Genomic DNA, 18,575 nt, shown 5'->3' on the forward strand with positions numbered 1-18,575 from the left:
TCTTTTGAGTGGAATGCCGACCATGGAGAAAATGGCTGACAGCCTCGACCGGATCAACCGAGCCGTAGGAGACATCATCAGGTGGTGTGCCCTTGCAATGGTTCTGCTTCAATTCGGCATCGTCGTTTTGCGGTATGTCTTCGGAATCAGTTTTATTTTTCTGAACGAAGGCGTCCTCTATCTTCACAGTACCCTGTTTATGCTGGGGGCCGGATATACCTATCTGGTCAATGCTCATGTGCGGGTTGATATTTTCTATGCCCGACTGTCGGATCGGGGAAAAGCCAAGATTGACCTGTTCGGTCATGTCCTGTTTCTGTTCCCGGCCATGATTGTCCTGTTATACTGGTCGTGGCCCACGGTCCGCACATCATGGGCCATTCTGGAAGGCCCCATTTCGGTTGGGGGGATCCCGGCCTCGTTCCTTCTGAAATCCTTGATTCCCGGTTTTTGTATTTTGATCCTGATTCAGGGGCTGTCCGCCCTGATCCGCGATCTGTTGCGTATTAAGGAGGCAAAATCGTGAGCCTTCCCCTTGATTTATTGATGTTCGCCGCCCTCATTGGCGGCATCCTTCTGGGCTATCCCGTTTCTTTTTCCATCGCCGGTGTGGCAACGCTTTTTGCTTTTCTCGGCTGGATGACCGGAATTTTCGACCTGTCGCTTCTGGGGGCCCTTGGTCAGCGGGTGTTTGGTGTTCTGACCAATGATGTGCTGATCGCCATTCCGCTGTTTGTGTTCATGGGCATCGTCCTTGAGAAAAGCCGTATTGCCGAAGACCTTCTGGAAACGATGGGCCGTCTGTTCGGTTCCGTTCGCGGGGGCTTGGGTGTGTCGGTGGTGCTGGTCGGTGCGTTGCTGGCCGCGTCCACCGGGATTGTCGGGGCGACGGTTGTTGCCATGGGCATGATTGCCCTGCCGACCATGCTGCGCAATGGATACAGCCCGAAACTGGCGTCCGGTGTTGTCTGTACCTCGGGAACGTTGGGGCAGATCATTCCGCCGTCCACCTTGCTGATTATCCTGTCGGATGTGATGTCCAATGCCTATCAGCAGGCCCAGTTCGCACAAGGGAAATTCACCATCGAGACCATCTCCGTGGGGCAGATTTTCGCAGCGGCGCTGATACCGGGTCTGGTGCTGGTCGGGATTTATATCCTGTATCTTCTGGCACGGGCTTGGTTGCGCCCCGAAGATGCCCCGGCCATGAGCGAGCATGTGGACAAGCCCAGCCGGATCGAGATCATGCGGGCCATTGTTCCGCCGGTCCTGTTGATCGTTGCTGTGCTTGGCGCGATTCTCGGGGGCATCGCAACACCCAGTGAGGCCGCAGCGGTGGGCGCCGTTGGCGCGCTGTTGATGGCAGGTCTTCGCAAGGGGGCATCGCCGACCCTGATCATTGTCGGGGGCGGGGCGTTGATCCTGCTGGCGATCCTGTCCGGCATTGCCCCGATCCGGATGCAGCGATCCGATACAGGCGTCTTCGAATATATGGCCGCCGGGTTCTATATCCTACTGGTGTTGATTGGCTCTACGGCGATCTTCACCTCCCTTCGCAAGATTGCGCTGGCGCAAATCCTGCGCCCGGCCCTGACCTCGACCATGACCGTGACCGCCATGATCTTTGCCACGATCCTGACGGCCAGCGTGTTCAGTCTTGTGTTCGTCGGTCTGGGCGGTGAGGACCGCATTGCGGATATCCTGAAATCCATGCCGGGCGGTGCCACCGGGGCGCTGGTGTTCAGCATGCTGATCATTTTTGTGTTGGGCTTCTTCCTTGATTTCGTCGAGATCACGGTCATTCTGCTGCCACTGGTGGCGCCGGCCCTGATCCTGATGGGGCACGATCCCATGTGGTTGGCCGTTCTGATTGCGATCAACCTGCAAACCTCCTTCCTGACGCCGCCTTTCGGCTTCTCGCTGTTCTATCTGCGGGGGGCTGCCCCGAAAGAGGTGACAACAGGACAGATTTATCAGGGGGTCATCCCGTTCATCCTGTTGCAGATCTTTGCCGTGGTGCTGATCTGGTTGCTGCCGGATGTGGCGGTATGGCTGCCAAAGCTCATTTACTAAAGCTGCAATGATATCGAAAAAAAAGGCGATCCGGACGGGTCGCCTTTTTTGTATCTGATTACCCGCCGTGAACGGAGCGCGAATCGTCCGGTGTCTCGCCCCGGTCGTCCAGTCCGTAGTCTCGCAGCACATGGGCAACCCGCAGGCGATAGTTCTGGAAAATGCCTGCCCGCCCTTCTTTCTGGGCCTGCCGGTGATGTTCCCGTTGTCGCCATTGCCGGACGGCCTCCTCGTCTCGCCAGAAGGACAGGGACAGGTATTTCCCTTCCTCGCTCAGGCTTTCAAAGCGTTCAATGGACAGGAATCCGTCCATGCCGGCCAGTTCCTCCTTGAGGGAGGCCGCCAGTTCGAAATACCGCTCTTTCCGGTCGGGGTGGGGGAGGAGTTCAAAGATAACCGCAATCATGATCCTGCATACCTTTCCTGTATCTGAAGAGAAGGGCGCGCCAGCATCCTTCGGAACAGGGATGAGTATATACTCAGGTTTCAGGATTGGGAGAGGGGATGGGCTTTTGCGTGGCAGCAGGGGTTCAGGCATAAAAAAAGCGGCAGAAAATCCGCCGCTTTTTTGAAACTCTGTCCGAAGGATTACCGGACGTAGATATGAACCTCGTTGCTGGCTGCCTGATTGCTGGAAGAGGCAGACAGGCTTACGCGGGAGGCCGGAAGACCCATATCCGTCAGGGACCGCAGGACACGCTGCGCATTGCGGGTGGCCTTGGTCTGGTTAAGGGCGACATTGGCCGCACCGCCCTGCATGGGGCTGATGGCGACAACATCAAAGACAGACTGTGGCCGGGACTGCAAGGTACGGTTGACCGCTGTATACAGGGCTTGTTCATAAGGAACGTCGGCCCGGTCAAAACGGATAACCACCAGCGGCTGGCGGTTGCCGGCATCAAAGCTGCGGGTACCTGTGCCAAGAACAGGGCTGGTCGAGGCGACAGGTGCTGTTGACAGATAGGCCCGGCTGCCAAGGCTGGCCCCCAGAAGTTCACCATTCTTGATGGAATGGGACAGGGTGGTCAGGTTGGACCGCTCGTTGGCGATATAGGTTGTCTGGCGGCTGATGTCTTCTGACAGTTCGTTCAGGATGCGATCGACCAGAACCACGGTGCGGTTTGTCTCGTCTTCCAGAATGGCCAGCTGGCGGTGATCTTCCTCGATGGCACCGGACAGGCCATAGGCGGCCCGGGTGGATTCCAGAAGATAGGCGGACATGCTTGAATCGCTGGCCACCGCATTGGCGAGGCTGTTCATGGAGGAAATATCCCCCGCGATCCGTTCAAGCTGCAACTGGGCCTGGTTCCACTGGTTGATCAGAACCGGGTTTCCAGGGGTTGTCCCGACCTGAAGCCGTGTATTGATGGCCGCAACCGTGCCGTGATAGGCCTGCGAGTTGGCTGTTGTGGTGGTGCGGATCTGCTGTAGCTGCTGGTTCCGGAGCTGCAGGCGTTCCTGAAGCGCAGAAAGTTCACCGCGCAGGACTGCCACTTTCTGGCCGACAAATGTCCCCGTATTGGGTGCCGGGGTGACCCCGGGCGTGACAAAGTTTGTCGATCCCAGAGCAGGAGGTGCACCAGCACCGCTGACCGTGGGGTCCGGATTGTTTTCCGCCTCTGATGGTTGGATCTGTACGGGTTGCCCTTCAGCCGTTGCATTTGCCTCATCCCCTGTCAGGGCAGGCATAAGAGATTCATCGACGAATGAGCAACCAGCTGCCAGCAAGGCAGCACTCAACACGAAAGGTCGGGTAATGCGAAATACCATATTCTAAAACACTCTGTTGTTTTGCCCGTATGTACCCGACGACGGGTATACGAAGCCCCCTGTTCGAACACGTCCTTGACGTAAATACAGTAAAACCTTTCAGAATACTAGTCATTGAAGTGCGGCGGGACAAGTTTGGATTTATTTTCTGATTTTTGAAAAAATTTTAAAATCTGTCCTTGCAATGCGCTTCTGTTTTGATTAGGTTCCCGATCCACAGCAGACAGGAACATTTCTTGTCACCCAGTTTCCCAAGAACTGGAACATGGTTTAAGCACCGGTAGCTCAGCTGGATAGAGCACTAGACTACGAATCTAGGGGTCGGGAGTTCGAATCTTCCCCGGTGCGCCATACCTCAAATTTTAAGCTATACTTCCTTTTAAGGTTTTGATTTCGAGATCAGGCGCGGCTGGTTTTAGCTTGAGGCCCTTGCTCGAGAAACGGCTGTAACCAGCAGACTATCATGGGTTCCGGGTGGCGGTTGCGCCTTATCATCCGGCTCTTGAGGATCGCGACCATTGTGACCGCGATATCGCCAGAGGCGCGCCCGGTGAGGCCACGCTCTTCCTTTGCATCCCTCCGGTTTGGTTAACTCCAATTGCCCATCCCTTGAATTTGGGGGAATTATTTGCAGAGAAATAGGGCTTCACTCAGACTCTGTCAGTATACAATCGTTCAAGTTGCTACTTCCTTATGGTGATACTCTATGCGCCGACCCAAAATTCTCACCACTCTCAAGACTTATGATCGAAACCAGTTCGTTGCCGATCTTATTGCCGGCACAACAGTGGCTATGGTTGCGTTGCCTCTCAGCTTGGCCATTGCCATTGCTTCGGGAGCGGACCCGGCAACAGGCCTCGTCACGGCAATCGTTGCCGGTTTCCTGATTTCTGCACTAGGCGGAAGTCGTGTTCAGATTGGGGGTCCGACGGGCGCATTTATCGTCGTTGTTTTTGGGGTCATCGCCAATCACGGTTATGACGGGTTGGTGATAGCAACATTCATGGCCGGTTTTATCATGCTTGTTGCCGGATATTTCAGGGCGGGAAACCTGATTTCTTTTGTTCCTGAAGCTGTCGTCAACGGGTTTACGATAGGTATTGCCATTATTATCGCGACAAGCCAGTTGAAAGACTTTCTGGGATTGGCCGTCGAAAACGTGCCCGCTGATTTTCTTGAGAAAATACCGGCGCTTTGGGCCGCCCGTGAAAGCCTGAGCCTCTCAGCGCTTTTGATTGCGGTTCTCGGAGTTGGGCTGATTGTTGTTCTTCGCCGTGTTGCACCGCGTGTTCCCGGACTGATTGTCGCGGTCGCTATCTGTTCGGCGCTTGTCATCTTCTTGGGGCTGCCTGTCGATACGATAGGCTCCCGCTTTGGTGCGTTGCCCAACACCTTGCCCGCCCCCCACATACCTGATCTGTCATGGGCAAGGATCGTCGAACTGTTTCCTTCTGCTGTTGTGATTGCGTTTTTGGCTGGCGTTGAATCGCTGCTGTCCGCGATGGTGGCTGATCGTATGATTGCCGGTCAGCATCGCCCCAATGCCGAGCTTACAGCACAAGGGGTGGCCAATATCGGGTCAGCCTTGTTTGGAGGTTTGCCTGCAACGGGTGCGATCGCGCGAACGGCTACCAATATCCGTGCAGGCGGTAAAACGCCTGTCGCTGGATTGATACATGCCGCTGTCATTCTTCTGGTTTTGCTGCTGGCTGCGCCACTTGCTGGTTATCTTGCAATGCCAGCCTTGGCCGCATTGCTCATGGTTACGGCATGGAATATGAGCGAACCACACAAATGGTCGGAATATGCACAAGGGCGAAACAGCGACAAGTTTCTCCTGTTGTTGACCATGGTTTTGACGGTTTTGGTTGACCTGACTGTCGCTATTGGTGTCGGGGTAGCGATAGGACTTGCCATGCGTCTAAACCGCCGAAAGTCTGTTGAAAGCGATTGGACTGAGCCTGACCGATAATTAAGTACTGGTTGATGTCTCTTGTTCCGGTCGCTGGCGCCGGTTTTCCCGGTGCAGGATATAGAGACCGCTGGCAACGACAATGCTGATGCCGGTCCAGGTTGCCATATCGGGGAAGTTTCCAAATACCACCAATCCGAACAGGGTTGCGCTGATGATTTCCGCATAGGAGAAGGGCGCAAGTTGGGAGGCGCTGCCGATTTCAAGCGCCTTGATAATGCAAAAGTGACTGATGGTTCCAAGGGCGCCGGTGGCAACAAGCAAAGCCCAGCCCCGCCCATCGGGCATCACCCAGTGGAAGGGGAGAAACAGGGACATGATCAGGGTGCCGAACAGGGCGGTATAGAGCAGGGACATGAGCGGCGGTGCACTGCTGGACAGCTTGCGGGTCATCAACAGATAGAGGGCATAGAGAAATGCCGATCCCAAGGCGAGGGCATATCCGATAGACAGACCGGAGGCTTCGGGTTTCAGGATGAACAGGGTGCCGGTAAAGCCGATCAGGACCGCTGCCCATCTGTGACGACCGACCCGTTCACCCAGCATAAGCGGGGCAAGGGCCGTCATGATCAGCGGAGAGGCAAAGAACACGGCCTTGCCATTGGCCAGCGGAATAAAGAAAAGCGCCGCGAAAAAGAGAGCGGTATCCCCCAGCAGGAAAAGGGCGCGGGAGAGTTGCAACGAGAATCGCGTCCGGGAAAAGCGGAGCCGTTGCCGCAACAGCAGAAACAGGGGCAGCAGGGTCAGCAGATTGAAGGCGTATCGGCCCCACACCACCTGGGCAACGGGATAATCGGCAACCAGTATCTTGGCCGTCCCATCCATCAGCGGAACAAGCAGCATACCCAGAATCATGAAAAGGGGCGCTCGCCCCGCAGGTGACCGGATGGCCCGTACAATCGCTGTCATGATGTTTTGTACGGAGAAACCGTCAGACTGACAACTGTTTATGATGAAAATGTCATTAGATCTGTCCGGCGCAGCGGAACAGGTTCCGCCGCGTCAGTCAGAGGGAATGGGATTGGCCGTGGTCCGGGAGAGGGGCTGCGCCGCCGTTTCCCGCCCAAAGGGGGTCTGGTCCCGAAGAAGTCGCTTAGTTCGCTGTGGCCCGGATGCCCGCATAGTCGAGCTTGATATTCGGCTGTCGCGGGACGGCCGTATAATCGGCAAACATCCTGATTTTTGAAATCTTGTCCTTATCGAAGGTCCAGATCTGCATCCAGCCGGAGACCCAGCCCTGCCCATTGGCGATCAGGCTGCATTCCAGATCACCGCGCACAATCAGCTTGTGACCTTCAAGATGATATTCTGCAGGGGTAATGTGGGTAAAATCGAACATTTGCCGGCACATTTTCAGAAAATTCAGGGTGCCTTTTTCACCAATATAGGTGGCCGAAAAACTGTCTGAATTCAGCTGGTTCCCAAGACAGACGTGAATCTCGCTGTCATTGGTAAACATTTCCGGCAGTTGATACGTGTCCCCATTGATAACGCGACTGAGCAAGCAATCCACTGTTTTTTCATAGGTCGTGTTCGACATGTGTATGCCCTCGTTTGAAGAGTGGAGCGAATTTACACAACAAGAAACACTAATTTATAAATACACTAATTAATAGTAACGTGTTTGCGGGAGAAGAAAAGAAAAAAATACCCCGAAAGGTTGTTTTTCGGGGTATTTCTGCATTTAAGTGTTTGCGAACAGAGGCTTAGCTAGCCTTTTGCAAGAGGTTCCAGACCTTGTACACCAAATTTCACCATTTTCTTGTTCCCAGTTTTCGGGATGCCTCCTGTTCTGGCATCCGGAATGTTAAAGTTCCTCTGCGCCCGGAAAAAATAGTACTGTTGTGGCTATGACTTCGGCTGCTCCCACAATATGCCGTCCTCAAGCAGGCGTTCCACCTCGTCAGGACTGTACCCCACATCAGACAGAATGTCGCGTCCATCCGCACCGAAGGCGGGCGGGGGGCTGACAACAGCGCCGGGGGTCCGGCTCATCTTGACGGCGACACCGGTTCCCCGGTAGCCATCCATCTCGACAACCATTTCCCGGTGACGGGTATGCGGATGTTCAAGGGCTTCGGGGACGGACATGGCCGCCCCTGCCGGGACGCCGGCGTCCAGCAGGCGGGTGGCAAACTCGATCCCGTCCTTGTCATGAAGCGCCTCGTTAATGAGGGCATTCAATTCATCCCGATGCTGTAGACGGCTGGCATTGTCGCCAAAACGCGGATCGTCCGCCATGTCGCTGCGGCCCAGTTCGGCGCACAACTTGCGGAACTGTCCATTGTTACCGATCCCGAGGAAAATCGGGGCGGTCGCTGTCTGGTACAGATCGTACGGTGCGATATTGGGGTGTGAGTTGCCGGTCAGGCGCGGGGCGTTCCCTGACATCAGGGTGTTGGCGGCATGAGGATGCTGCAACTGGATGCCGGTGTCATAGAGGGATGCCTCGACGGATTGTCCCTTGCCGGATACATGCCGTTCGTTCACGGCCAGCAGGATGCCGATGACGGCGTTCATGCCGGTGCCAAGATCCACCAGCGGAATGCCGACGCGAACCGGTCCGGAATCCGGGGACCCGTTGACGCTGATCAGCCCGGCCCAGGCCTGGATCACGGCGTCATATCCGGGGAAGCCCCCGAACGGTCCGTCCGCGCCAAAGCCGGTGACCCGGCAATGGATCAGGCGGGGGAATTCGCGGGACAGGACATCCTCATATCCAAGGCCCCATTTTTCCATGGAGCCGGTCTTGAAATTCTCGACCAGAATATCGGCGTCCCTGAGCAGCTTGAGCAGGATTTCCTTGCCTTCCGGCGTCCGGATATCAAGGGCAATGGAGCGCTTGTTCCGGTTGGCGCCGGAAAAATAGGCTGACAGGCCTTCCTCGTTGAAGGGAGGACCCCATGTGCGTGTTTCATCGCCTTGCGGAGGCTCCACCTTGATCACCTCTGCCCCGTGGTCGGCGAGAATCTGGGTGCAGAACGGTCCGCCCAATACACGCGACAAATCAACTACTTTCAGGCCTTTGAGTGCACCTTTAAGAGACATGACTTTCCTTTTTCCTATGGCGGGTTTTTCCCGCTTGTTTCTAAAAGCGTATCAGGCGGTTGGCGCGAAAACGGATTCGGCGAACTGCGGATACACTTCCCTTACTTTTTCCCTTACCTCCGTTTCCAGAATATTGAGGAGGCCGGCATCCGGCGCTGGTGTAATCGGGGTGTCCTTCGAATAGTCGAATTCAAACCCGGTATTATCCAGAATATCCTCAAGTGAACTGGAGGGATGTATGCTTTGCAGTCTAAACTTTCGTGCTTCCCTGTCAAAACGGAAAAAGGCCTTGTTGGTCAGCAGGCCGTAAGGACCGCCGGTGCGATAGATATTGTCCTCGGAGGTACCCGGGCTGCTGATGAAGTTTACCTTGTCGACCAGAACGCGGCGCGTGTGTTCCTCGCGGAACAGGATGACCTTGGGCACCAGATAGTAAAGATAGGCAGACCCGAACGTTCCCGGCCAGCGCGGGGCGTTGTTGGGATAGTCGCCCATGCCCATCAGGTTGATATTGGCCTGACCATCAATTTCACCGCCGCCCAGGAAAAAGGCGTCAATTCGGCCCTGTGCCGCACAATCGAACAGTTCAACTGATCCGTTGGTGAAGAAGTTGTGCTGGGTGGAGCCCAGAATATTCACGTGACTGGGGGCATTCCACGCGGCCTTGCCCAGCAGGGCAGCTGCCCCCGGAATAGGCGAGGAGGCGCCGACAGCCACATGGCGGCAGTCTTTCAGAAGATTGGCGATAAAGCAGATCAGGGCTTTTTTCTCGTCTGCAATGGTCATGTTACTTGCCCCCCTTGAAAACAAACTCGTTCAGATACTGATCAAACCCTTCCTGACTGCGGGCCATGCTGCGATACTGGGACAGGTTTTCGGAATCCTCGCCGTCCCCCTGCCAGAAGGCCAGTGGCCACGTGCCCTTCGGACAATGGGCAACACCCCCCACATACAGGTCCGGAATAACACCGGCGGCCATGGTCTCGTCCTCAAGAAGCGGGGTGTCGGTGATTTTCTCAACCGTGATCAGTGCGGTTTTGGAGGCCTGTGTCATGTTGACCAGTTCGCGGCGACGGCCGGCCCAGACATTGCCGTTCCGATCGGCAAGCGGGGCGTGGAACAGGGCCACATCCGGCCGGATGGCCGGGATGGCCACAATGGGGTCATTGTCGGCGAACGGGTTGTCGATAACCTTCCAGTCCGGGTGATGGGTCAGGATATCACTGCCGATAATCCCGCGGAGCGGCATAAACGGCAGCCCCTTCTGGGAGGCCTGCAGCGCGGCGTGAATGGCCGGGCAGGTGGCGTCCACCAGTTTGATGGTGCCATCCTTGACGGCCTGATTGAAGCGGGGCGGCGGGTTGTATTCGCCAAGGGTCAGGGCGGAGCTTTCAAAGGTTTTGACAAGTCCGGCCCCGATCAGAAGTTCTGATTGCAGGCCGCTTGTGGGGATCCCCACAAGGTGAAGATCGGAAATGCCCTGCCGGATGATTTCGCGGGTCGCCTCCATGGCTACCCCTGCATAATCGGAGGGCACGGCGATCTTGGCGCCGTTCGGTATCTTCTTGATCAGATCTTCAATTGAATAGATCATCTGATTTCCATCCCTTTTTGTTTGTTTATCTGATGGTGCGAATGTCTTTGACAAGCAGGAACGGCAGCGCGCCGCTGATCAGGCATGTCAGGGAGAAGAGAAAGACGGCGGAATAACTTCCCGTCGTGTCGAATATCCAGCCGCTCAGGAAAGAGCCGGTCGCGGTGCCGAGGCCCCCGCCGATATAGATGAAGCCATAGATGGAGCCAAAATTTGGCCCGGCAAAAAAGCGGGCGGCGACAGAGCCGTTGATCGGGGCGCGGGTTCCCATGGTGAGGCCGAACAGGGCCACGAACAGATACAGCTTCCAGATTTCGCCGGGGTCGTCAAAGCTCCACAGAAACAGCGCCCCGGAAATGGTGGTGACAAAGGTGCCGATGGCCACAACGCTGACGCGGTACCGGGTCAGGAGATATCCGCAGGTAATCATGCCGATCGGGATGAACAGCCCGGTCAGGCCCACATGCAGGGACGCATCCACCGGGGTTAGTTGGTGGTCGATCAGATAGGTCACGCTTTGGATCATGATTGAATAAATGCCATTGGCGGTGACAAAGAACACTAGAAACAGTCCCCAGAAATTGGTGGTTCTGATGGCACTGGACAGCGTGTTGCGGGGGCGGCTGGCGTTCATTTCCGCCGCCCGGCTTTCAACGTGAAGGCGGCTGCCGGCGGCCAGTGTTTTCCAGGGCAGGGCAAGCAGGATGGGGATCATCGCAAGCAGGAAACAGCCGAGGATGATTTCCGCCTGTCGCCAGCCAAAGGTGCTGATCAGAAGCTGGGAGCCGAACAGGCCTGCAAAACTGCCCGCGCCAAGAGAGGAGAACACAACGCTCATGGCCAGCGGCAGCTTGGTCTTGAACCAGCGGCTGACCAGGGCGGATGTGGGCACATTCCCGCAACAGGCTGTGGCGAACCCGACCATGACGCCAAGGCCGATATAGAAACTCCACAGATTGTTGGAATATCCCGCAAGGACAAGGCCCGAGCCGCCGGACAGCAATCCGATGGTGAAGATATTCCGGGGGCCCAACCGGTCGAACAGAAACCCTGCGATGGGGCCGGACAGGCCGGTGGACAGGGCGCAAACCGAATAGATAGAGGTGACGGAACTCCGGGACCAACTGAATTCATCGATCAGGGGAGACACGAGGTTCGGGAAATGCTCCGGCGCCATCCGTGTGATGAGGCTCAGCACAAAGCAGATAACAACAATGCTGATGGACAGCATTGTCAGCTCGGATTTTTGGCCTTGTGACAAAGTACAGGCTCCGCTTGGGGCGACTAGAAGCCCAGATTATTATTCTTATTGATTTGGCGAGATGCCGTTTTCCCAAAACTAGCAGAGTAAAGCGCGGGAAAGGAAGCTATTTTTCAGCGCCGCTATTCTTTTCGGAAGATCGCCGATGCCACCCAACCGGCAATCAGGGCGATGATAATGGCCGCCAGACCATGCCACGCCGGATGGTTTTGGGCAAAGTCATAGATCTGCCTGCCAAGCCCGGATTTCTTGATAAACAGGGGCGAGGATTGGGCGCTGATCAGGTCTCCGTTCTTGAACAGGTAGAATTCCGCGGTATAGGTCCCAACCGGGACATTGGCCGGAAAATGAATCGTTGTCCTGAACAGGGAGGGGCCGAGGAAATAGACCTTTGACTGCCCGTCCGTGTAGAGCTGTTCAGCCTGCCGCTGGCGCACGATGGCCCGTTTGAAGTCAACCGCATCGCTGCGGCTCTCCAGTTCGCGAAAGGCAATCCGTTCCGGCCCGATCCGCAGTCGGTCAAGGGTGTTGCCAGAGGTAATCTCGCGGACCGGTCGGTTCGAGGCAGAGGCATAGAAGCCCGGCACCTTGTCGATCTCAAGGGCGTCCGTATTGGCCCAGATGCCCGCGATTCGCTCCTTCTTGCGGACAATCACCTCGGTTTCCGGGCCGCGGATAACAACAATGATATCGCCATGTTCCTGTCCGTCCGAGGCAATGTCGCCGCGCACCGTCCCGAACAACAAAAGGTCGGTGCCGGTAAAGTCGGAAGTGACGGAAATCAGGTGGGACGAGATGTCGGTGACCAGCGAGCCATCAGCACGGGACAGGCTTGTATGGGCCAGCAGGGTGCCTGTAAAGGTCAGCAGGAAAAGGAGCGCCTGGCTGTGCTGTATCAGGGATGCCTTCATGTGGTTAGCCTCCCAACAGTCCGATCGTGTACAGGTCTTCCGGCCTGAGCACCAGATCAACGGCCAGTTTCAGGCAGACAGCAAGAACCAGTAGGGCCAGCAGGGAGCGGAGTTGCTCGCCTCGCAGCTTGGCACCGATCCTTGTGCCGAACTGGGCGCCGATTACGGCACTGCTCATCAGCAGCAGGGCCAGCATGACATCCACGGTCTGGGTAGCGAATGAATGCAGGAAGGTGACGTTCGCGGTGACAAAGATAATCTGGAACAGGGAAGTGCCAATCACCACGGAAGTGGGCATTCCCAACAGATAGATCATGGCGGGAACCATGATGAAGCCGCCGCCAACCCCCATGATGGCGGACAGGATGCCTACAAGGACGCCGAGACCGATGGGGAGCAGGGCGCTGATATACAGCTTGGATTTACGGAACCGCATCTTGAACGGCAGGCCGTGAATCCAGTAATGCTGGTGCAGTTTCTTGCGCCGGACGACACCTTGCTTGCGGCGGATCAGGGCACCGATGCTTTCGACCAGCATCAGGCCGCCAATCACGCCGAGAAACAGGACGTAGGAAATGGAAATCAGCAGGTCAACCTGCCCCTGTTCCTTGAGGAGGGTAAAGATCCAGGTGCCAAAGAAGGAACCGATGACGCCGCCCACCAAAAGGACGGTTCCCATTTTCAGGTCCACATTCCCCCGCCGCCAATGGGCAAGGACGCCGGAGACGCTGGCTGCGACAAGCTGGTTCGCGCCGGTCGCCACCGCCACCGCTGGCGGGATGCCCGTAAAGATCAGAAGGGGGGTCATGAGGAACCCGCCGCCAACGCCGAACATGCCGGACAGCAACCCCACGGCACCGCCCATGCCCAGAATCAGGAACAGATTCACTGAAATCTCGGCGATGGGAAGATAGACGGGCATGGAATGGATTTGCCTCTAGGTTAGCGAAAAGTAAAGCAAGTATACTCCAGCCTATACTATAAACCGGTGGGGAATGTAATATCTCCCTTGAAAAAATGCTGCTAAATGTCTGAAAAATCAGGAGCGCGATACGGTTACATGTATCGAGCGCAGTAATTGCAGGATACTGTCACTGTAAAGCGAGTAATAGATGGTCTGTGCCTCGCGCCGCGTGGTGACGATATCGTCCCGGCGCAGGCGGCCCAGATGCTGGGACAGAGCCGACTGACTGATCTGGATGGTGCGTTCCAGTTCCCCAACCGACATTTCCCGTTCCGACAGGCATGCCAGTATCTGCAACCGTCTTTGGTTGCCCAGTGACTTCAGGATCTTGCTGGCCCGAGGCAGTTCGCTCTCCATCGCCTTGAAGTCCCTTGCCGTACTCTCCGTTGCTCCCATTTGTGTGCCTCCCCCGAGTTATACACTATTGGTCAGTTTGCGCCCGCCATTGTTTGTTCCCTCTCAAGGAAATCAGCGATGTGCAAAGGTCTGCGGAAAACCGCCGTCCATGATTTCGAAAAATCCCCTGTACGATCCCGGGATGCCCTTCTGAAGCAAGACGCATCGGGTTCGGACCGTGGGACGGATGTGGGCAAGACTTGTGGTGGCGTGGCCCGGTTTCTGGTTGTTACAAAAAGAACATGGCCCGCATCCGCTGTTTGATTTTCAGCGGTATGGAGCCACCCTTTGCCAGATCCTGGTTGTTCTTCTGGCCTGTAAGTCCAAAAATCCCTGCAATTGATCATTGTGGGGTCCACATACACCGTCTCGCCAGCATGCCTTTGCTCGCCGACGCCCAAATACTAGCAAAAGTTTTGTGTCAATGCACGTCTTTGTGATCCCTCACACAAAAAAACTTGACGTTTACGTAAAGGAAACTTGACGTTTACGTAAAGGGAAACTAATCTTCAGGGGTATCGCATTGCTGCGGGCAGGGTAAATTTTTGGGAATCGGTCGCACATGGAAGACGTATTTTATTCTATCACGGATTTGGCGGAAGAGTTCGGGGTTACCTCCAGAACCATCCGTTTCTATGAGGATAAGGGGCTTGTGACGCCGCGGCGGGACGGGTTGACCCGGATTTATTCCAGAAGTGATCGGGCCCGGCTCAAGCTGATTTTGCGGGGGCGGCGCCTTGGGTTCAGTCTTCAGGATATCAAGAAGATGATCGATCTTTACGACCCTGAAAATGACTCCATGGAGCAGCTCAAATACACGAAGCAGAAATGCGAGGAGCAACTGGAAAAGCTGAAAGTCCAGCGCGAGGATATCAACGAGGCGATTGCCGAGTTGGAGGAAGGCCTCTCGGATATGCAGGAATATATGGCGCGGGGCGGTGCCGAAGGCGGTGCTTTCGTCAAGAAGCTGGCCTGACGGAGCAATATCCGTCTTTTTCGTGTCATTTTTAAAGGTTCACATGGAGGCTCGGGAGCGGGCCTCCCAACTCTGAAATTCTTACGGTTCCCGGCGAGGAGCAGGGATCAAGGAAAGTTTGAAAGGAAACTGGATCATGAAGAATGTGGTCATTGCAGGGTATGCGCGTTCACCCTTCACGCTTGCGAATAAGGGCGAGATGACAAAGGTCCGTCCGGATGAAATGGCCGGACAGGTCGTCAAGGGCCTCATCGAGCTTACAGGGGTCAATGTTGAGGATATCGAGGATATCATCATGGGCTGCGCCTTCCCGGAAGCCGAGCAGGGCTTCAACGTGGCGCGGATCATCAGTTTCCTGGCCGGTGTGCCGAAAACAGCCGCCGCAACAACCGTGAACCGTTTCTGTGGCTCGTCCATGCAGGCCATCCATATGGCCGCCGGTGCGATCCAGATGGGCGCGGGCGAGGTATTTGTCTGCGGTGGTATCGAAAGCATGACACGGGTGCCCATGGGTGGCTTTAACCCGGCCCCGCATCCCGGTTTGTACAAGTCCTATCCAGAGGCCTACGTCTCCATGGGGGTGACGGCTGAAAATCTGGCGAAGCAGTATAATATCTCTCGCGAGGAGCAGGAGGAAATGGCCGTGGAAAGCCATGCCCGTGCCGCTGCCGCCCGCGAAGCTGGCAAGTTCGTCGATGAAATCATTGCCATTCAGGATGGCAACAAGCGGATTGAGCTGGATGGTTGCATCCGTCCCGGCACCAGCATGGAAGGGTTGGCCGGTCTGAAGCCGGCGTTTGATGCCAGCGGAACGGTCACGGCGGCCACATCCTCGCCGCTGACAGACGGGGCGTCTGCCACCCTGATTTGCTCCGAGGAATATGCCGATGCCAACGGACTGACCAAGATGGCGCGGATCAAGTCCATTGCGGTTGCCGGCTGCGGCCCGGAAGTCATGGGCATTGGCCCGGTCCCGGCGACAGAAAAAGCATTGAAGCGGGCTGGTCTGACCTTGGCTGATATCGATATTATCGAACTGAACGAGGCCTTCGCCGCCCAGTCGATTGCCGTGCTGAAGGAAAGCGGCATGAAATATGACAACACCAATATCGATGGCGGCGCCATTGCCATGGGGCATCCCATGGGGGCAACCGGCGCCCGGATCACCGGTAAGGTGGCCAGCCTGCTGCAGCGGGAAGGCAAGTCGCTTGGCCTCGCGACCCAGTGTATCGGTGGTGGTCAGGGGATTGCGACAATTCTGGAGGCCTGCTGATCATGGCCATTGAAAAAGTCGCCGTGATTGGTGCCGGTGTCATGGGTGCTGCGATTGCCGCCCATGTCGCCAATGCGGGCCATCCCGTGGTTCTGCTGGATATTGTCCCGGACGGGGCCGATAACCGGAACATGCTGGCGGAAGGGGCGTTGAATGCCCTGCTGAAAACCAAGCCCGCCCCGTTTATGCACAAAAAGAATGCCCGTCTGGTCACGACGGGCAACCTTGAGGACAATCTGGATCTGGTGGCGGACTGCGACTGGATCGTTGAAGCCATTATCGAGCGGCCGGACCTGAAGCAGGATCTGTATCGCAATTTGGAATCCGTTCGCAAGGAAGGCTCGATCGTTACCTCCAACACCTCAACCATTCCGCTGAATGTCCTGATGGAAGGCATGCCGGAGCGGTTGCAGAAGGATTTTGCGATCACCCACTTTTTCAATCCGCCGCGCTATATGCGCCTGTTCGAACTGGTGAAAGGGGCCGAAACCCGCCCGGACGCCATTGAGGACCTGCGGCAGTTTGCGGATGTCAAGCTGGGGAAAGAGGTTGTCGATTGTTACGACACGCCGGGCTTTATCGGCAACCGCATCGGGATTTACTGGTCCTTCGTGGCGATCAAGTCGGCCTTTGATCTGGGGCTGAGTGTGGAAGAAGCAGACGCGGTCTGCGGCAAGCCCATGGGCATTCCCAGTACCGGTATTTTCGGTCTTGGCGACCTGACAGGGATCGATCTGGGCCCGAAGGTCAACGAATCCATGCTGAAAGAGCTGCCGGACAGCGACCCGTTCTGTCAGGAATATGATCCGGATCATCCCATGGTATCGACCATCGCCACCATGATTGACGAAGGGTATACCGGCCGGAAGGGCAAGGGCGGCTTTTACCGGATCAACAAGGATGGCGGGCGCAAGGTCAAGGAAGCCCGCAACCTGAAAACCGGTGACTATGCCAAGGCGGCCAAGCCTGACCTTGGTTCCGTCAAGGCAGGGCGCAAGGGGCTTCGGGCGCTTGTGGAATATGATGACGCCGGTGGGCGCTATGCGTGGGCAATCCTGTCCCGCGTTCTCAGCTATGCCGCGTCTCTGGTCGGTGAAATCTCTGATGATATCATTGCCATCGATAACGCCATGAAGACGGGCTACGCGTGGAAATATGGCCCGTTTGAGCAGCTTGACCAGTTGGGTGTCCAGTATTTTGTGGATCGTCTGACCGCAGAGGGCCTGCCGGTTCCTGCCTTCCTTGAAAAAGTGGGCGATCGTCCCCTCTACAAGGAAGAAGGCCGCGATGCCTTGTATATGACGGTTGAAGGTGAGTATGCCAAGGTTCCTGTTGCAGACGGGGCGTGGGCGCTTGCCGATATCAAGCGCGGGAGTGAGCCGGTCCTGTCCAACAAGGGTGCCAGCATCTGGGACCTTGGGGATGGGGTTGCCTGTCTTGAAATCCATACCAAGATGAACAGCATCGATCAAGACGTTGTTGCCATGCTGCGCGAGGCTGGCAAGATCGACAAGAAAGGGTTCAAGGCCCTTGTGATCGGCAGTGATGCGGACAACTTCTCTGTTGGTGCCAATGTGGGGCTCGCCCTGTTCGCGGCCAATGCGGCCATGTGGCCGGTGATTGAAAATTCAATCACGGAAGGCCAGAACGCCCTGATGAAGTTGAAGTATGCCCCGTTCCCGGTGGTTGCGGCCCCGGCGGGCATGGCCCTTGGCGGCGGCTGTGAAATTGTTCTGGCTGCCGATGCCGTGCAGGCCCATTCTGAAAGCTATATGGGACTTGTCGAGGTGGGCGTTGGCGTTATTCCGGGCTTTGGTGGCTGTAAGGAACTGGTGTTCCGGGCCATGACCAACAAGAAACGTCCGGGCGGCGCCATGCCGGCACTGGCCACTGTGTTCGAGAATATCTCGACCGCCAAGGTGGCGACCAGCGCGGCAGAGGCACGGGATATGCTGATCCTGCGGGATGGGGATGACGTGACCATGAACCGGAAACGGGTTCTGGCCGATGCCAAGGCCAAGGCGCTGGCCCTTGCCGAGAATTACGAGGTGCCCGAGCAGGTGGAAATTTATCTGCCCGGCCCCACCGCAGCAGCCGCCTTCGATATGGCCGTATCGGGCTTTGTCACCATGGGCAAGGCAACCGCCTATGACGCGGTGGTCAGTGTCGAGGTCGGGCGGGTTCTGTCCGGCGGGGATACGGATATCACCGAGCCGATCACGGAAAAGAAAATGCTGCAGCTTGAGCAGGAAGGGTTCATGACCCTTATCCATAACCCGAAGACGCTGGACCGGATCGAGCATATGCTGACAACCGGCAAGCCGCTGCGTAATTAAG

General features: G+C 56.4%; 17 protein-coding genes and 1 tRNA gene. 7 read left to right on the top strand and 11 right to left on the bottom strand.

The features are described 5' to 3' along the window. Positions 1-22: 22 nt before the first annotated feature. Positions 23-526, top strand: coding sequence for a TRAP transporter small permease subunit (locus FQB27_RS03485; protein ID WP_169559465.1), 504 nt, complete (start codon positions 23-25; stop codon positions 524-526). Beyond that, positions 523-2,073, top strand: coding sequence for a TRAP transporter large permease (locus FQB27_RS03490; protein WP_206374258.1), 1,551 nt, complete (start codon positions 523-525; stop codon positions 2,071-2,073). Before FQB27_RS03485 ends, FQB27_RS03490 begins: the two co-directional genes overlap by 4 nt. Before the next feature lie 58 nt (positions 2,074-2,131). Here FQB27_RS03490 and FQB27_RS03495 read toward each other — a convergent pair whose 3' ends face one another. Beyond that, positions 2,132-2,479: an antibiotic biosynthesis monooxygenase family protein gene (locus FQB27_RS03495; RefSeq protein ID WP_169559466.1), complete on the bottom strand. Its 348-nt coding sequence runs from the start codon at positions 2,477-2,479 to the stop codon at positions 2,132-2,134. A 182-nt stretch (positions 2,480-2,661) separates the two neighbouring features. Further along, the gene (locus FQB27_RS03500; protein ID WP_206374260.1) at positions 2,662-3,762 is read right to left on the bottom strand and encodes a hypothetical protein; all 1,101 of its coding nucleotides are present in this window, start codon (positions 3,760-3,762) and stop codon (positions 2,662-2,664) included. Between the two features lie 355 nt (positions 3,763-4,117). Here FQB27_RS03500 and FQB27_RS03505 point away from each other — a divergent pair. Next, positions 4,118-4,194, top strand: a tRNA-Arg gene (locus tag FQB27_RS03505). Positions 4,195-4,549: 355 nt separating this feature from the next. Continuing rightward, on the top strand, positions 4,550-5,815 hold the full coding sequence (locus FQB27_RS03510) for a SulP family inorganic anion transporter (protein ID WP_169559468.1): 1,266 nt from the start codon (positions 4,550-4,552) through the stop codon (positions 5,813-5,815). On the opposite strand, the gene FQB27_RS03515 is transcribed toward FQB27_RS03510, so the two are convergent. The 9 genes from FQB27_RS03515 to FQB27_RS03555 all read right to left on the bottom strand — a co-directional run bounded on the left by FQB27_RS03515 (position 5,816) and on the right by FQB27_RS03555 (position 13,989). After that, positions 5,816-6,724, bottom strand: a complete 909-nt coding sequence (locus FQB27_RS03515) for a DMT family transporter (protein WP_169559469.1) — start codon at positions 6,722-6,724, stop codon at positions 5,816-5,818. It abuts the gene before it with no gap. A 184-nt stretch (positions 6,725-6,908) separates the two neighbouring features. Further along, positions 6,909-7,355: a nuclear transport factor 2 family protein gene (locus FQB27_RS03520; protein ID WP_169559470.1), complete on the bottom strand. Its 447-nt coding sequence runs from the start codon at positions 7,353-7,355 to the stop codon at positions 6,909-6,911. Between the two features lie 308 nt (positions 7,356-7,663). Continuing rightward, positions 7,664-8,863 carry a CaiB/BaiF CoA transferase family protein gene (locus FQB27_RS03525; RefSeq protein ID WP_169559471.1) on the bottom strand — a complete coding sequence of 400 codons (1,200 nt, stop codon included), beginning with the start codon at positions 8,861-8,863 and terminating at the stop codon, positions 7,664-7,666. A 51-nt stretch (positions 8,864-8,914) separates the two neighbouring features. Then, positions 8,915-9,649 carry a CoA-transferase gene (locus FQB27_RS03530; RefSeq protein ID WP_169559472.1) on the bottom strand — a complete coding sequence of 245 codons (735 nt, stop codon included), beginning with the start codon at positions 9,647-9,649 and terminating at the stop codon, positions 8,915-8,917. 1 nt (position 9,650) lies between these two features. Then, positions 9,651-10,457 carry a CoA transferase subunit A gene (locus FQB27_RS03535; RefSeq protein ID WP_169559473.1) on the bottom strand — a complete coding sequence of 269 codons (807 nt, stop codon included), beginning with the start codon at positions 10,455-10,457 and terminating at the stop codon, positions 9,651-9,653. Positions 10,458-10,482: 25 nt separating this feature from the next. Next, positions 10,483-11,688 carry an MFS transporter gene (locus FQB27_RS03540; protein ID WP_169559474.1) on the bottom strand — a complete coding sequence of 402 codons (1,206 nt, stop codon included), beginning with the start codon at positions 11,686-11,688 and terminating at the stop codon, positions 10,483-10,485. Between the two features lie 152 nt (positions 11,689-11,840). Continuing rightward, the gene (locus FQB27_RS03545) at positions 11,841-12,629 is read right to left on the bottom strand and encodes a TIGR02186 family protein (RefSeq protein ID WP_169559475.1); all 789 of its coding nucleotides are present in this window, start codon (positions 12,627-12,629) and stop codon (positions 11,841-11,843) included. A gap of 4 nt (positions 12,630-12,633) precedes the next feature. Further along, complete coding sequence (locus FQB27_RS03550) at positions 12,634-13,551, bottom strand: sulfite exporter TauE/SafE family protein (protein ID WP_169559476.1); 918 nt, start codon at positions 13,549-13,551, stop codon at positions 12,634-12,636. 117 nt (positions 13,552-13,668) lie between these two features. Further along, positions 13,669-13,989 carry an ArsR/SmtB family transcription factor gene (locus FQB27_RS03555; protein WP_169559477.1) on the bottom strand — a complete coding sequence of 107 codons (321 nt, stop codon included), beginning with the start codon at positions 13,987-13,989 and terminating at the stop codon, positions 13,669-13,671. A 562-nt stretch (positions 13,990-14,551) separates the two neighbouring features. On the opposite strand from FQB27_RS03555, the gene FQB27_RS03560 reads away from it, so the two are divergent. The 3 genes from FQB27_RS03560 to FQB27_RS03570 all read left to right on the top strand — a co-directional run bounded on the left by FQB27_RS03560 (position 14,552) and on the right by FQB27_RS03570 (position 18,574). Further along, positions 14,552-14,965: a MerR family transcriptional regulator gene (locus tag FQB27_RS03560; protein WP_169559478.1), complete on the top strand. Its 414-nt coding sequence runs from the start codon at positions 14,552-14,554 to the stop codon at positions 14,963-14,965. 136 nt (positions 14,966-15,101) lie between these two features. Next, a complete protein-coding gene (locus FQB27_RS03565) occupies positions 15,102-16,238 on the top strand; it encodes a thiolase family protein (RefSeq protein ID WP_169559479.1) in 1,137 nt (378 codons plus the stop codon). Positions 16,239-16,240: 2 nt separating this feature from the next. Beyond that, on the top strand, positions 16,241-18,574 hold the full coding sequence (locus FQB27_RS03570) for a 3-hydroxyacyl-CoA dehydrogenase/enoyl-CoA hydratase family protein (RefSeq protein WP_169559480.1): 2,334 nt from the start codon (positions 16,241-16,243) through the stop codon (positions 18,572-18,574). Position 18,575 lies beyond the last annotated feature (1 nt).

The organism is Sneathiella chinensis, assembly GCF_012720115.1.
Lineage (GTDB): Bacteria > Pseudomonadota > Alphaproteobacteria > Sneathiellales > Sneathiellaceae > Sneathiella > Sneathiella chinensis.